The sequence below is a fragment of the Saccharophagus degradans 2-40 genome, assembly GCF_000013665.1.
GTDB lineage: Bacteria > Pseudomonadota > Gammaproteobacteria > Pseudomonadales > Cellvibrionaceae > Saccharophagus > Saccharophagus degradans.
Window position 1 is genome coordinate 4,611,956 of sequence record NC_007912.1, and the last position, 14,469, is coordinate 4,626,424.

The window sequence follows — 14,469 nt, forward strand, 5'->3', positions numbered from 1 at the left end:
GTCGACGCTATCGCGGCACGCAATACCATTGATTACACACCTACTTTTGAGATGGTACTCAATAGATCTTTTTCATCGATTGGCTTGGTTAAGTAAGCTTTCGCCCCTTGACGCATTCCCCAAACGCGATCAGTTTCTTGATCTTTGGTAGTGACGATAATGACAGGAATATGGGCCGTTTCTGGCGCCTTACTCAACTGACGAGCTGCCTGAAAGCCGTTGAGGCCCGGCATTACGATATCCATTAACACTAAATCGGGAATTTCTGCCTTGGCAGTAACCACACCCTCTTCGCCGTTGCCGGCTGTAATTACAGTGTGGCCATTTTTTTCCAAAATAGTCGTTAACTTATAAGTTTCTGTTGGTGAATCATCAACAATTAGTACTTTGGCCATAACTTCCCCATATGTAGGATCGGGTTCATTTGTATTTTTTATGTAAAGCGCTGTTAGCTCGCGCGAGCAACCTTAACATGCGCCTCAATTGCACCGATCAATTCCCCTTTACTAAAAGGCTTAGTAAGGTATTGATCTGAGCCAACTATCCGCCCCTTGGCCTTGTCGAACAAGCCGTCCTTGCTGGATAACATGATGACAGGGGTAGATTTAAATTCGCTATTATTTTTGATGAGTGCGCAAGTTTGATATCCGTCTAGGCGAGGCATCATAATGTCCACAAAAATAATATCTGGGCGAGTATCAGCAATTTTTGCTAATGCGTCAAAGCCATCTGTGGCAGTGACTACTGTACAGCCAACTTTTTTTAACAAAGTTTCGGCGGTACGGCGGATGGTTTTACTATCGTCGATCACCATCACTTTTAGGTGTTCTAGATTCGCGTCCATAGAGATGACCTTGATTCTCTTCGTTGAATAAAGATTGTAGCCCTTCTAATGTGGCTTCGCGCACCGTTTGATACGTTTGCCAACTTTTAACATAGTTTTGGGGTTATATCCATAACTGCTTGAAAAAAATAGAAATATATCACTTTAACCAAAAGTAAAATTTAGGGAATTTATGTTACGCGAATAGCTTCCCGAACCTATATAATTGACTAACTTTCAGCGTTTCGCCAATACCGCGAACAAATAAATAAGGATGCACCGTGCACAGACCACTCAATATAGGCGTGGTTATGGACCCAATAGCCTCCATAACCTACTACAAAGACACCACTCTGGCACTGCTGCAAGCAGCGCAGGCACGCGGCCATAATTTAACCTACATGGAAATGCCCGACCTCTACTTGGAGCAAGGCGTCGCCAAAGCCAGAACACGCCCATTAACCGTGTTTGATAACGCGCAACAATGGTATCAACTCGGATCATTCGAAGATAAGAATCTAGCCGATTTAGATGTCATTTTGATGCGCAAGGACCCACCATTCGACAATCAATTTATTTACGCCACATATATACTAGAGCGCGCCGAAAATGACGGCTGCCTAGTGGTAAATAAACCGCAGAGCTTGCGCGATTGCAACGAGAAGGTTTTTGCTACCGCCTTCCCCGAGTGCTGCCCACCCGTATTAGTAAGCCGAGACCCCGCAAGGCTGCGCGCATTCCACGCCCAACACCAAGATGTAATTTTTAAACCCCTCGACGGCATGGGCGGCAGCGGTATATTCCGCTGCAAGCACGACGACCCTAATGTGAGTGTTATTTTAGAAACCCTCACCCTAAACAGTGCCGAATTCATCATGGCACAAAAGTATTTACCTGAAATAAAACAAGGGGATAAGCGAATTCTAGTTGTGAATGGCGAGGCAATCCCCTACAGTTTGGCGCGCATACCCGCCAGCGGTGAAACCCGAGGCAACCTTGCAGCGGGCGGTACAGGTGTAGCACAGCCACTTACCGAACGAGATCAATGGATTGTTGATCAGGTCGCACCCACCTTGATAGAGAAAGGGTTACTATTCGTTGGGCTAGATGTAATTGGCGATTACCTCACTGAGATAAACGTTACCAGCCCAACCTGTGTGCGCGAAATAGACAAAGCCTTTAATACTAATATTGGCGAAAAACTCGTCATAGCACTCGAAAATAAACGCCAGTAGTACAGAAGCAGCACTAAGCATGTCCAACACCACATTAGATACCAACGCCGCCAGCAACGACCGCCTAAGCTTTACGCTTTTTTTGGCGCTGGCTCTTCACGCTATGCTGGTGTTTGGCTGCTCATTTACTGCCGACAAGGGCAATAAAGTTGCCCCCACACTCAATATTACGCTCGCCACCCACAGCGCCAAAGTCGCCCCCGAAAAAGCAGACTTTTTAGCACAGCACAACCAAGAGGCGAGCGGCACGTTAAAAACGGCAAAAGAGCTAACCACTACGCAGGCCGCAGAAATTGCCGATGTGAATATTCGCGAAATAAACCCCACTCCTCAGCAAAAAGCCGTGCAAAAAAGCGAGCAAAATCGCGAGCTTATCCACACCAAGCAAGAACAGCAACGCAAAGTAGCCACGGTTACCACCCCCACCAATCGCGATAACCAACAAGAGCGCGAAGGGCAGGATGCAGACACGCCACTACTCAGCCCAGAAGCCGCCTCACTTAAAGCTAAACTCGACAAAATTAAAGAAGACCGTGCCAAAGAGCCGCGCATTCGCCGCTTAACTTCGGTTGCTACCAAAGCCTCTGAAGATGCCGAATATTTAAACCGCTGGGCCGAGAAAGTAGAAGGCATAGGCAACAAACACTTCCCTAAAGAGGCAATTGACCGCGGCATTTTTGGCAGCCTTGGCTTAGTCGTTACCATCCGCCCCGATGGCAGCGTAGAAAATATTGAGATTTCACAGCCTTCGGGCCACAGCCTGCTAGATGATGCTGCCCTGCAAATCGTAAAGCTTTCCGCTCCATTTGCTCCTTTCCCGCCAGAGATGCGCAAAAAAGTGGACCGACTGGAGATTATTCGCACTTGGCGTTTTGAAATAACAGGCCTTACAACGTCTAAATAGCGCTATAAAAATCCAAGCTTATCCCGCTTTATGTGCCTTTCGTACAATATCCACTTGTTTTCTTGCCAAGCGAACGCATACTAAGTGTATGGCTACTCTAGATTCGAATGACAAACACGATAACCACGCGCCCGAAGCTGCCGGCGAGTTTGTGAGCTTGCGCGATCACTTTTTGATTGCCATGCCCGGCTTGCAAGACCCCATTTTCTCGCGCTCGCTCACTTATATTTGCGACCACACGGCGCAAGGGGCGATGGGCATTGTGGTGAACCAACCCATGAATTTAACCTTGGGTGATATCTTCGAACAGCTCGAACTACAAGATAAAGCCCAACAGGCAGGCCGTGCAGTGTTAGCGGGCGGCCCCGTGAATACCGAGCGCGGCTTTGTGCTGCATCGCGACTCAGGCGCATGGGAAAGCACCATGCATATTGCACCAGATGTAAACCTCACCGCCTCGCGCGATATTGTCCACGCTATAGCCAATAACACCGGCCCCAAAAGCTCGCTTTTTGCGCTGGGCTATGCGGGTTGGTCTGCGGGGCAATTAGAAGAAGAAATTAGCGCAAACAGCTGGCTCACCATTCCGGCCGACAGCTCTATTATTTTTGATATTCCCGTGGAAGACCGCTGGGCTGCAGCCGCGCGCCAACTTGGCATAGACATTCATTTAATGTCTGCCACCGCGGGTCACGCATAGCCATTTATTAGATCAACACTCGCTGTTAACTTCCACCCTCAAACATAGCCGCCCCCAATGACGTCACAAACTCTACTCGCCTTTGATTTTGGTACCAAGCGTATTGGTGCTGCCGTTGGCCAAAGCATTACCTGCACAGCCAATATTTTGAATACTATTCCGGCTAAAGAGGGCATCCCAAATTGGGACACCATAGAGGCGCTACTTAAGGAGTGGCAACCAGACACGGTAATTGTTGGCCTGCCGCTAAATATGGATGGCACAGAAAACGAGTTGTGCAGACGCGCCAAGAAGTTTGGCAACCGTATTCACGGGCGTTTTAGAGTCCCCGTAGAGATGTTTGACGAACGTCTAACAACGCGAGAAGCGAAAGAACTGGCTTGGGAAGAGGGCCATAAAGGCAATTACGCCAACGACCCGGTAGATTCTATTGCTGCGCGGCTTATTTTAGAGAGCTGGTGGCGGCAACACCCACCAACTCCCTAGAACTAAGTACCTAGCACTTTCATTTAGAAACGGCGCGAGCGGTTGCTTTCATCCTCTTGGATACTTAACTCATCCGCAGCGTTGGAGAGGTAATCGGCATCGCTTTCCGAACCCAGCTTGATCATCAAGCGCAGGTCGTTGGGCGAATCCGCGTGAGATAGCGCATCTTCGTAGGTAATTTCGCCCGAATCGTAAAGCTCGTATAGCGCCTGATCGAAGGTTTGCATGCCCTGCTCGGTGGAGCGCTTCATCAACTCTTTTAGCTCGTGCACTTCGCCCTTGCGCACTAAATCTGCAGCGAGAGGGGTATTCAAAAACACTTCCAAACACGCCCTGCGCCCTTGCCCATCGGGTGTTGGAATAAGCTGCTGCGCCACAATACCTTTTAGGTTGAGCGACAGGTCCATCCACAACTGGCGGTGACGATCGGCGGGGAAGAAGTGAATAATACGATCCAACGCTTGGTTAGCGTTGTTAGCGTGCAACGTACATAAACACAGGTGACCCGTTTCGGCGAAGGCGATTGCGTGGTCCATGGTTTCGCGCGAGCGAACCTCACCAATCAGAATAACATCGGGTGCCTGCCGCAGGGTATTTTTTAACGCTACCTCGAAAGAATCGGTATCGATACCCACTTCGCGCTGGGTAACAATACATCCCTGATGCTGGTGGATAAATTCAATCGGGTCTTCTATCGAAATAATATGGCCCTTGGAGTTGCGATTGCGGTGGCCAATCATCGCGGCTAACGAGGTGGATTTACCGGTACCGGTTGCCCCCACAAACATCACCAAGCCGCGCTTAATCATCGCCAGCTCTTTGATTATTTCGGGTAGGCCCAACTCATCAATTTGCGGAATATTGGTTTCAATACGACGCAACACCATACCCGCCAGGTTACGCTGGTAAAAGGCGCTGGCACGGAATCGACCCACACCGCGCGCACTTACCGCAAAGTTAAGCTCTTTGGCTTCTAAGAACTCTTTGCGCTGTTTTTCATTCATTACACTAAGTACCAGCTCGCGCGACTTTTCTGGCGAAAGCGGCGTGGTACTTACCGGAACAATTTTACCGTGCAGCTTAATGGAAGGCGCCACCCCAGCCGTAATAAACAGATCCGAAGCCTGTTTATCTACCATTAAACTCAGCAGTCTATCTAATTCCATTTGGTTAACACCTTAAGTTAATAAAGCCGCCAGATTAGAACTGATCGGGCATTTTTGCTTTTTCTTTCGCTACATCGCGACTAATTATGCGGCGCTCAACAAGATCGGCCAAACACTGATCCATTGTTTGCATGCCCACCGCACTACCGGTTTGAATAGCAGAATACATTTGCGCAACCTTATCTTCGCGGATTAAGTTACGAATTGCTGAGGTGCCGCGCATAATTTCGTGCGCTGCTACACGGCCACCGCCGTTTTTCTTCAAAAGTGTTTGCGAAACAACCGCTTCGAGGGATTCCGACAACATAGAACGCACCATAGCTTTCTCGTTAGCGGGGAATACATCCACTACCCGGTCAATGGTTTTGGCCGCCGAGGTGGTGTGCAAGGTGCCGAACACCAAGTGACCGGTTTCCGCCGCGGTTAGTGCCAAGCGAATGGTTTCCAAGTCACGCAGCTCACCCACCAGAATAATATCGGGGTCTTCCCGCAGTGCCGAGCGCAGTGCTTCAGCAAAGCCGTGGGTATCGCGGTGCACCTCACGCTGGTTTACCAAGCACTTCTTACTTTCGTGCACGAATTCGATCGGGTCTTCGATGGTAAGAATATGGTGGTATTTGTTGTCGTTAATATAATCGATCATGGCCGCAAGGGTGGTGGACTTACCCGAACCGGTCGGCCCGGTTACCAACACCAAGCCGCGCGGCACCGAAGATACATCGCGGAACACTTGCCCCATACCCAATTCTTCCATGGTAAGCACTTTGGAAGGAATGGTACGAAACACCGCACCAGAGCCGCGGTTTTGGTTAAAGGCGTTAACACGGAAGCGCGCCACACCGGGCACTTCAAACGAAAAGTCAGTCTCGAGGAATTCTTCGAAATCCTTGCGCTGCTTGTCGTTCATAATGTCGTAAATTAGCCCGTGGACTTGCTTGTGCTCCATCGGCGGCAAGTTAATGCGGCGTACATCGCCATCCACACGAATCATGGGCGGCAAACCCGCCGAAAGGTGTAAATCCGATGCTCCCTGCTTGGCAGAGAAAGCGAGGAGTTCAGTAATATCCATAGTCAGCCCTTCTGTATACTTGTTTTTATGCCTTGGCGCCGTAATATGCCGGCCCGAGCGCGGTGGTTATTCTGTAGAATGTCATCTTAACGTGGTATTCCTAATATTAGTGAATACCACGCAATTAAGCACTGTTAAAACTCAAAACAGTTCAAACCTTAAGTAGTTTAGTTGTTATGCAACCAATACAAGCCCAAATTGAAAGCGTGCGCCAGCAAATTACTGCCTGCGCCAACGCCGCCAAACGCGACCCCGCCAGCATTAAGCTACTGGCAGTAAGTAAAACCCAGCCCGCCGAGCGCTTGCAAGCGGCTTACGAGGCAGGGCAGCGCGCCTTTGGCGAAAACTATTTGCAAGAGGCGCTGGATAAAATTAACGCGTTATCCAATCTCGATATTGAATGGCATTTTATCGGCCCAGTCCAATCTAACAAAACCCGCGACATTAGTGAAAATTTTGATTGGGTACACACACTCGACAGGTTAAAAATAGCACAGCGGCTTAACGATCAGCGCCCCGCGGGCACCCCCCCCTTAAATGTGTGTATTCAAGTAAATATCGACCAAGAAGCATCTAAATCTGGCTGCCTACCCGACGAGCTAGAAGCCCTCGCACTTAACGTAGCAGATAAACCGAACCTGCAATTGCGCGGCTTAATGGCCATTCCCAGCCCTAACCAGCAGGGTAACTGCGCATTTAGCCGGATGCGCGCACTGCTTGAACAACTGCAAAAACACCCCAAATTAAGTGCCATGGATACACTCTCTATGGGCATGTCTGGCGATATGGCGCAGGCCATTGCACAGGGGGCAACCATTGTGCGCATTGGTACCGCCATCTTTGGCGCACGCGACTGATATACTGTGCCCCATTCACTTACCCAATAGGATGACACCTTGAGCGAAACAAACTTAGTTAACGACGCAAAAATCGCCTTTATTGGCGCCGGCAACATGGCCGCCGCCATTATTGCTGGGCTTGTTAAACAGGGCGTAGCACCTGCAAATATCGAAGTGTGCGCTCCCAGCGAAGGCAATCGCGCGCGCCTAGCCAGCGAGTACGGAGTAGTACACAGTGCCGACAACAACGCCGCTGCGGCAAAGGCAGATATTTTGGTACTGGCAGTAAAACCGCAAATGATGCGCGAGGTGTGCGCGCAACTGGCCGAGCACCGCAACCCCAACTGCGTTGTCTTATCTGTAGCGGCGGGTATTACCTGCCAAAGCTTGGCCAATTGGCTGGCTACACCCGCTCAACCTGCCGAAAACATTGCCGTTGTGCGCACTATGCCCAACACACCGTCACACATTGGTTTAGGCGCATGCGGCCTATTTGCCAGCAGCGCAGTAGCACAAACACAAAAAGACCAAGCGCAGGCCATTATGGCAGCGGTAGGCTTGGCGGTTTGGGTAAATAGCGAAGACGAAATAAACATTGTTACGGCGGTTTCGGGCAGCGGCCCGGCCTATTTCTTTTTAGTTTTTGAAGCCATGATAGACGCGGCAGAAAAAATGGGCCTAGATAGACAAACAGCGACGCAACTTACCTTGCAAACCGCACTGGGTGCAGCCAAACTAGCGCAAACCAGTGAGGACGATGCAGTGACCTTGCGCAAAAAAGTGACCTCGCCCAACGGCACCACCGAGCGCGCGATAGCATCTTTTGAACAAAACAAACTGCGCGATACCTTTGCCGCGGCCATGCAGGCCTGCAGCGATCGCGCGCAACAACTTGCCACCGAACTAGCGAAATAAATGTCCCTATGGCTACATCTGTTATTCAAGCTTTAGTTTTTATTATCGAAACCATTGCTAGCGTATTTTTACTGCTGGTAATTTTGCGCTTTATACTGCAAATGGCGCGCGCGGATTTTTACAACCCCATATCGCAAGCCATCGTAAAAATTACCTCCCCAGTACTTAAACCACTGCGCGTGGTAATACCCGGTTTATTTGGCATTGATATCGCGTCTATTGTGTTAGCACTGCTAGTACAAATTGCGTTTGGCGAAATTGTCTCGCTAATTGGCACCGGTAACTTTATAAACCCTGTGTACCTACTGATATGGGGTGCCATTGGCTTAATTATGTACGTTGCCAATATTCTTATTATTGCAATTTTGGTATTGGTCATTACTAGCTTTGTGGCTCCTTACAGCACCCATCCAGCCCTTACGCTGGTGCGCCAACTTATGCAGCCTTTGCTTGCCCCAATTCAAAAAATTATTCCCCCCGCAGGCGGGCTAGATTTTTCGGTTATGGCGCTGGGTATGATTATTTACGTTGCCAAAATTTTATTGGGCGGTGTTGCAGTTTCCGCCGGCGTTTTACCTTTTTATGTGATTGGTTTTTAAAACACACAATTATAATTGGACAGCAATCAACCCATGCCAGCTCCCTTTCCAGAAGATTCCGTAGGGTTAGTTACACCGCAGCTCTTTCATTTTGATCAGCCGTTGGCACTTGCCAACGGCCGCTCGTTAGATTCGTACGAGTTAATGGTAGAAACCTATGGCGAATTAAATGCAGAAAAAAGCAACGGTATATTAATCTGCCACGCGCTTTCTGGCAGCCATCACGTGGCTGGCTATCACAGCGAAGACGACAAAAAACCCGGCTGGTGGGAACACTACGTAGGCCCGGGCAAGCCAATAGACACCAACCGCTTCTATGTGGTGTGCATGAATAACATTGGCGGCTGCCACGGCTCCACGGGCCCGCAATCTATCAACCCCGCCACAGGTAAACCCTGGGGCAGCAGCTTTCCGTTTTTGCGCGTGCGCGACTGGGTAGAAACTCAAGTGCGTCTCGCCGACCGCCTCGGCATTAACCAGTGGGCCGCAGTTGTGGGCGGCAGCCTAGGCGGCATGCAAGCCATGCGCTGGGCGCTCGAGCACCCCAATCGCCTGCGCCACTGCGTTGTTATCGCCTCGGCAATGAATTTAACCGCACAAAATATTGCCTTTAATGAAACCGCACGGCAGGCCATTCAAAGCGACCCCAACTTTTTTAATGGCGATTACCTCGCACAAAGCACCCTGCCAAAGCGCGGCTTAAGTGTTGCGCGCATGATCGGCCATATTACCTATTTGTCTGACGATGGCATGGGCAAAAAGTTTGGCCGCGAATTGCGCAGCGGCAGTTTCGATCGCGGCAATGACCAACTGGTAGAATTCCAAATAGAAAGTTACTTGCGCTACCAAGGCAGCACTTTTTCTGAAGTATTCGACGCAAACACCTATATATTAATGACCCGCGCATTGGATTACTTTGACCTTGCGCGCGAGTACAACGGCGATGCAGCCGAAGCGTTCAAACAAGCTAGCTGCAAATTTTTAGTGGTTTCTTTCACCTCAGACTGGCGCTTTGCCCCAGAGCGTTCGCGCGAGATTGTAACCGCGCTTATGCGCGCAAACCGCGACGTAGTGTACGGCGAAATTGACTCTGTGCACGGCCACGATGCGTTTCTTGTGCCCAATCAATTGCGTTACTGGGAGCTATTCTCTGCTTATATGAACCGGGTGGAGGTGTAACATGCGTACAGACCACGAAGTAATCGCCAAATGGATAAAGCCCGACAGCCATGTTTTAGATTTAGGCTGCGGTGACGGCTCGCTATTGCGCACACTGCAAGATGAAAAAAATGTACACGGCTACGGCTTAGAAATTAGCGCCGAAAATATTTTGCGCTGTGTCGAAAACGGCATAAATGTGGTTGAGCAAAACGTTGACGACGGCCTAAGTAACTTCGAAGACCAAAGCTTCGACACAGTTATTATGTCGCAGGCCATTCAAACCCTGCGCAACCCAGATAAAGTATTGCTAGAAATGTTACGCGTTGGCCGGCAAGCCGTTATTACCTTCCCTAACTTTGGCCATTGGCGGGCGCGCTACCACTTGCTAGTAAAAGGCCGTATGCCTGTTTCCGATTTACTGCCTTACGAGTGGTACAACACGCCCAACATTCACTTTTGTACCTTTAAAGATTTCGAAATTTTGTGTCACGAATTAAATTTAAATGTGCTTAATCGCGAAGTTGTTGCCGGCGGCTCGCAGGCGGGCAAAATTAAATACTTATTGCCAAATTTACTTGGCGAAACAGCACTGTACAGGGTAACCAAGCATGTTTAACAAAACCCTCGCCACCTTTGGTTTGTTGTTTAGCCTTGTATTTATTAGCCACAACAGTCACGCAGAAGAACAATTCGAGCTGGGCGACTACACGCTTTACTACACATTGTTTAATAGCACCTTTGTGCCCGCCGATATCGCCCGCGCCTATCAATTAAAGCGCAGCAAGTACGAATGGCTATTAAATGTAGTGGTAAGTAAAAACGGTGAACACGGAGGCGTTCCCATTAAACTTAGTGGTCACCACAAAAATTTAATGGCGCAGCAAAAAATGCTGCAGTTTAACGAAATAAAAGAAACCGGCACCGTGTACTACCTAGCCCCTGTGCGCGTGAATGGCGAAGAAATATTACACTTTGAACTAAGTGTATTACTGCCCAACGAAACGGTACCACACACCATTAAATTTACAGATAAAGTCATTTCCGATTAAAAGCATTCTCAATTTAGCGTTTAATTGCAACCAAGAAAACACACTATGCAAAAGGTAATACTCGCGAGCGGCAATGCTGGCAAACTGCGTGAGTTCCAACGTATTTTGGCGGAATTCGATTTAGATGTGGCGCCACAGTCGGCCTACAACGTACCCGACGCCGAAGAAACTGGGCTCAGCTTTGTAGAAAACGCCATATTAAAGGCCCGCAACGCCTGTGCCCACACAGGTTTTGCGGCAATCTCCGATGACTCGGGCATAGAAGTAGATGCGCTTAACGGCCAGCCGGGTATATATTCCGCCCGCTTTAGTGGGCCAGGGGCAACCGATGCCAAAAACAATGCCCTACTGCTAGAAAAGCTCGAAGGTTTGCCCGAAGCTGAACGCACCGCGCGCTACCAGTGCGTGTTGGTGTATATGCGCCACGCCACCGACCCCACACCTATTATTTGCCAAGGGGCTTGGGAGGGCACCATCCTTACCGCGCCGCGCGGCGAAGGTGGCTTCGGTTACGACCCTTTGTTTTGGGTGCCAAGCCACCAGTGCGCCAGTGCGGAGCTGCCTGCAGAGGTAAAAAACAGTATTTCCCATCGCGCAATTGCCATGCAGGCGTTGTTAGCACAAATTCGCGCGCAGCAGGCTAAATAGCTCGCTGCGAGCACCCGCCAGCTCCCTCCACTTCCGGCCCACCCCTCAAGATAAAACAGCCACTACAAACTAGCGTGGCTGGCCTGCGCATACTAAGCTTGGTAGTACTCTCACAAGTTTTAATTTGGCACCATTTACCCTATGACTCGTACCTTCAGGTCGCTGGCTTCCTTTCGCGTACAGTTTTTAGCTTTGCTATTAACTGTGCTGGTGTTGTTAGGCTACGATTTTTTGCCCAAGCGCACCCTTGAGTTCGCACCGTCGCCACGGTTCGAGCGTGTACTTATGGCGGATAGCGATATAGGCGGTAACAGTGTCGCACGCTGGGTAAATAAAAAGACCGACCACCTAAGCTGCACCATCGCCGAGGGCTATGCTTACCCATACTGTGGCGTACATTTCGCCTTCGACCCCTACACTCATACAGGTTTGGATCTAACTCCCTACAACCATTTGAAATTTCACGTGCAGTACCAAGGCGAGGCCAGCACCCTACGCATTTACGTACGCAATCAGGATGCTAACGAACCCACCAAAGATATTGCTAAAGCCAAATATATTTCGGTAAATATTAAAACCCGCGAACTTGGTACCCCCCAAACAATTAAGCTAAGCGAGTTTATAGTTGCAGAGTGGTGGAAAGAGCAATTTGATGTACCCAGGGACAAAGCCCAACCGCAATTCGATAACGTAGTAAATATAGGGATTGAAGTATTCGCCCCCACACCCCTCGGTGAGCACCAGTTAGCTGTAGAGCGCTTTGAATTTGTGGGCCCCTTAGTACCCCGTTACGCGTGGTACTTAAGTATTTTAGGGTTTTGGTTAGCTGCCAGTTTTATTTATTTAATTGCGCGCTTAATCAAGCTTTACCGCCGCAACAAAATTTTTGCGCGGGTGGTGACCGATTTAAGTAAAACCAACCAAGAGCTAGCCGACCAAAAAGAACATTTTCGCGTTTTATCTACCAACGATGCACTTACCGGCATACGCAATCGGCATGGCGTTAAGTTAAGTTACGATGCAATGCTGCAATCGGCTAACCCCGACACAAAGATCTCGGTAATACTTATTGATATAGATCACTTTAAACGTATTAACGATCGTCGAGGCCACCAAATGGGTGATGAAGTACTTTCCCAATTCTCTGATTTATTGCGCAGAAATACTCGCGAAAACGATATTGTCGGGCGCTGGGGAGGCGAAGAGTTTATTGTGGTTAGCGCACACACTAACTTAAACCAAGCAGAGCTACTCGCCGAAAAAATTCGCACAACGGTTTCTAACACAGCCCTAGGCGATAACAAACCCATAATGGTAACAATTAGCTGCGGCGTAACCGAAATTCAACGACCCGAATCGTTAGATGCCGCCTTAGCGCGCGCAGATAAATGCTTGTATAGCGCCAAGCGTGGCGGCCGCAATTGCACCGTTGCACAGTTTAATGACTAAGGCAAAAAAAGCGATGCAGCTACTACCCCACACACTGCGAGCGCTATGAGTTTTTATAGCCGCCATCGCCATAACATTCAGCTCGCTGCTGTGTTACTTACAGTGCTGGCTGCGGTAAGCCATCGCTGGTTACCTCTTAAAACTTACGAAATAACGGGTAGCAAGGGACATACCCAACTTAACCTTTACTCGGGCAAGGGGTACGAGTACGGCGAAGAAGCCGACTGGGTAGACAAAGATGCAATGAAAATGCGCTGCACAATCACACCCGCATCAGAAAAAACTGCCTGCGGTTTAGATATTGCTTTTTATGAATGGCCAAAATGGGAAAATGGCATTAATTTGCACAACTACGATACCGTACACTTAGATATCGACTACCAAGGCTCAGCCAGTAAAATTCGCTTCTACGCGCGAAACTTTCACCCAGATTATTCTAACGTAGGTGACTTTAACAGCACCAAGTACAACACCATAAACCTGCGCACTCGCGATTTAACCCAACCGGTAGACGTGCCACTTAGTGCACTGGTAGTGGCTGATTGGTGGCTAGATCAATTCGATATTCCTCTCGCACAATCCCACTTAGACTTCTCTAATATAACCGGCATGGGGTTTGATTTCGGCTCGCCAATACCCTACGGCGAGCACACTATTCACTTTAAAAAAATAGTGTTTAAGGGGCATTATATTTCTAGCGCAAGCTGGTATTTAATAATAATGAGCATTTGGATGCTCACTATTGTCGTCAAAACTGTGCGCAGATTGATTTATTTACGTGAAAAAAATAGGCGCTATTTACAACGCGTAAGCATGCTCGAGGCAGATAAAAACCAACTGCAAAACAAGGCCGCTAAATTCGAAGAACTGTCTACTACAGATTCACTCACGGGCGCCTACAATCGGTTTGGCATAGACCGCATTATTACCAACTTATTCGAACAGCGAGCTTTAATGCTACCGCTCACCATTATCATTGCAGATATCGATCACTTTAAGCGTATAAACGATACCGAAGGCCATGCCGTTGGCGATAAGGTACTTAGCAAACTTGGCCGCACAATATTAGCAAACATTCGCGAAAACGATTTTCTGGGGCGTTGGGGTGGCGAGGAATTTATAATAATTTGCACGCATACCGACGCGCAGCATGGTTTTTTACTGGCAGAAAAATTGCGGCTTTTAATTGAGGGCACACAATTCGAATTAGAAAATTCGACAAATAGCCCGCGACTAAACCAGCAACTACATCCACAACTACATCCGCAACTAAAAGTTACCGCCAGTTTTGGTGTGGGTGAAGTACAGGCAGGAGAAACCTTTACAGAAACGTTTAACCGAGCAGATAGCGCGCTTTACGAGGCTAAAAAGCAGGGGCGAAATTGTACTGTACTCGCCCAGCACACTAACGTTTAGCTATCACCTT

17 protein-coding genes are annotated in these 14,469 nt (G+C 48.9%); 13 read left to right on the forward strand and 4 right to left on the reverse strand.

From position 1 onward, the window contains the following. Positions 1 to 32 precede the first annotated feature (32 nt). Both pilH and pilG read right to left on the reverse strand, forming a co-directional pair. Positions 33 to 395, reverse strand: coding sequence for a twitching motility response regulator PilH (pilH, locus tag SDE_RS18980; protein WP_011470103.1), 363 nt, complete (start codon positions 393 to 395; stop codon positions 33 to 35). Between the two features lie 53 nt (positions 396 to 448). Beyond that, positions 449 to 844, reverse strand: coding sequence for a twitching motility response regulator PilG (gene pilG, locus SDE_RS18985; protein WP_011470104.1), 396 nt, complete (start codon positions 842 to 844; stop codon positions 449 to 451). A gap of 290 nt (positions 845 to 1,134) precedes the next feature. On the opposite strand from pilG, the gene gshB reads away from it, so the two are divergent. From gshB to ruvX, 4 genes are all read left to right on the forward strand, one after another. After that, positions 1,135 to 2,058, forward strand: coding sequence for a glutathione synthase (gshB, locus tag SDE_RS18990; RefSeq protein ID WP_041324902.1), 924 nt, complete (start codon positions 1,135 to 1,137; stop codon positions 2,056 to 2,058). Positions 2,059 to 2,077: 19 nt separating this feature from the next. After that, positions 2,078 to 2,962 (forward strand): energy transducer TonB, encoded by an 885-nt coding sequence (locus tag SDE_RS18995; protein ID WP_011470106.1) that lies wholly within the window; start codon positions 2,078 to 2,080, stop codon positions 2,960 to 2,962. Positions 2,963 to 3,050: 88 nt separating this feature from the next. Beyond that, on the forward strand, positions 3,051 to 3,662 hold the full coding sequence (locus tag SDE_RS19000) for a YqgE/AlgH family protein (protein ID WP_011470107.1): 612 nt from the start codon (positions 3,051 to 3,053) through the stop codon (positions 3,660 to 3,662). Between the two features lie 57 nt (positions 3,663 to 3,719). After that, positions 3,720 to 4,148 carry a Holliday junction resolvase RuvX gene (gene ruvX, locus SDE_RS19005; protein ID WP_011470108.1) on the forward strand — a complete coding sequence of 143 codons (429 nt, stop codon included), beginning with the start codon at positions 3,720 to 3,722 and terminating at the stop codon, positions 4,146 to 4,148. 23 nt (positions 4,149 to 4,171) lie between these two features. Here the strand turns inward: ruvX and SDE_RS19010 are convergent, their stop codons facing one another. After that, entirely contained in the window at positions 4,172 to 5,314 is a 1,143-nt protein-coding gene (locus tag SDE_RS19010) for a PilT/PilU family type 4a pilus ATPase (RefSeq protein WP_011470109.1), read from the reverse strand. Positions 5,315 to 5,348: 34 nt separating this feature from the next. Next, complete coding sequence (locus tag SDE_RS19015; protein WP_011470110.1) at positions 5,349 to 6,383, reverse strand: type IV pilus twitching motility protein PilT; 1,035 nt, start codon at positions 6,381 to 6,383, stop codon at positions 5,349 to 5,351. Between the two features lie 176 nt (positions 6,384 to 6,559). Between SDE_RS19015 and SDE_RS19020 the strand changes: the two genes are divergently transcribed. The 9 genes from SDE_RS19020 to SDE_RS19060 all read left to right on the forward strand — a co-directional run bounded on the left by SDE_RS19020 (position 6,560) and on the right by SDE_RS19060 (position 14,459). Then, positions 6,560 to 7,240 (forward strand): YggS family pyridoxal phosphate-dependent enzyme, encoded by a 681-nt coding sequence (locus SDE_RS19020; RefSeq protein ID WP_011470111.1) that lies wholly within the window; start codon positions 6,560 to 6,562, stop codon positions 7,238 to 7,240. Between the two features lie 39 nt (positions 7,241 to 7,279). Further along, positions 7,280 to 8,137, forward strand: coding sequence for a pyrroline-5-carboxylate reductase (gene proC / locus SDE_RS19025; RefSeq protein WP_011470112.1), 858 nt, complete (start codon positions 7,280 to 7,282; stop codon positions 8,135 to 8,137). Between the two features lie 8 nt (positions 8,138 to 8,145). Then, a complete protein-coding gene (locus SDE_RS19030) occupies positions 8,146 to 8,736 on the forward strand; it encodes a YggT family protein (RefSeq protein ID WP_011470113.1) in 591 nt (196 codons plus the stop codon). A 33-nt stretch (positions 8,737 to 8,769) separates the two neighbouring features. Beyond that, the gene (gene metX / locus SDE_RS19035; protein WP_011470114.1) at positions 8,770 to 9,915 is read left to right on the forward strand and encodes a homoserine O-succinyltransferase MetX; all 1,146 of its coding nucleotides are present in this window, start codon (positions 8,770 to 8,772) and stop codon (positions 9,913 to 9,915) included. A 1-nt stretch (position 9,916) separates the two neighbouring features. Next, positions 9,917 to 10,513, forward strand: a complete 597-nt coding sequence (gene metW / locus SDE_RS19040; RefSeq protein WP_011470115.1) for a methionine biosynthesis protein MetW — start codon at positions 9,917 to 9,919, stop codon at positions 10,511 to 10,513. Beyond that, positions 10,506 to 10,946 (forward strand): DUF4426 domain-containing protein, encoded by a 441-nt coding sequence (locus SDE_RS19045; protein WP_011470116.1) that lies wholly within the window; start codon positions 10,506 to 10,508, stop codon positions 10,944 to 10,946. The genes metW and SDE_RS19045 overlap by 8 nt, the downstream gene beginning before the upstream one ends. Positions 10,947 to 10,991: 45 nt before the next feature. Next, positions 10,992 to 11,594, forward strand: coding sequence for an RdgB/HAM1 family non-canonical purine NTP pyrophosphatase (gene rdgB / locus SDE_RS19050; protein ID WP_011470117.1), 603 nt, complete (start codon positions 10,992 to 10,994; stop codon positions 11,592 to 11,594). 141 nt (positions 11,595 to 11,735) lie between these two features. Beyond that, a complete protein-coding gene (locus SDE_RS19055) occupies positions 11,736 to 13,043 on the forward strand; it encodes a GGDEF domain-containing protein (protein WP_011470118.1) in 1,308 nt (435 codons plus the stop codon). A gap of 45 nt (positions 13,044 to 13,088) precedes the next feature. Further along, the gene (locus tag SDE_RS19060; RefSeq protein ID WP_011470119.1) at positions 13,089 to 14,459 is read left to right on the forward strand and encodes a GGDEF domain-containing protein; all 1,371 of its coding nucleotides are present in this window, start codon (positions 13,089 to 13,091) and stop codon (positions 14,457 to 14,459) included. Positions 14,460 to 14,469: the final 10 nt, after the last annotated feature.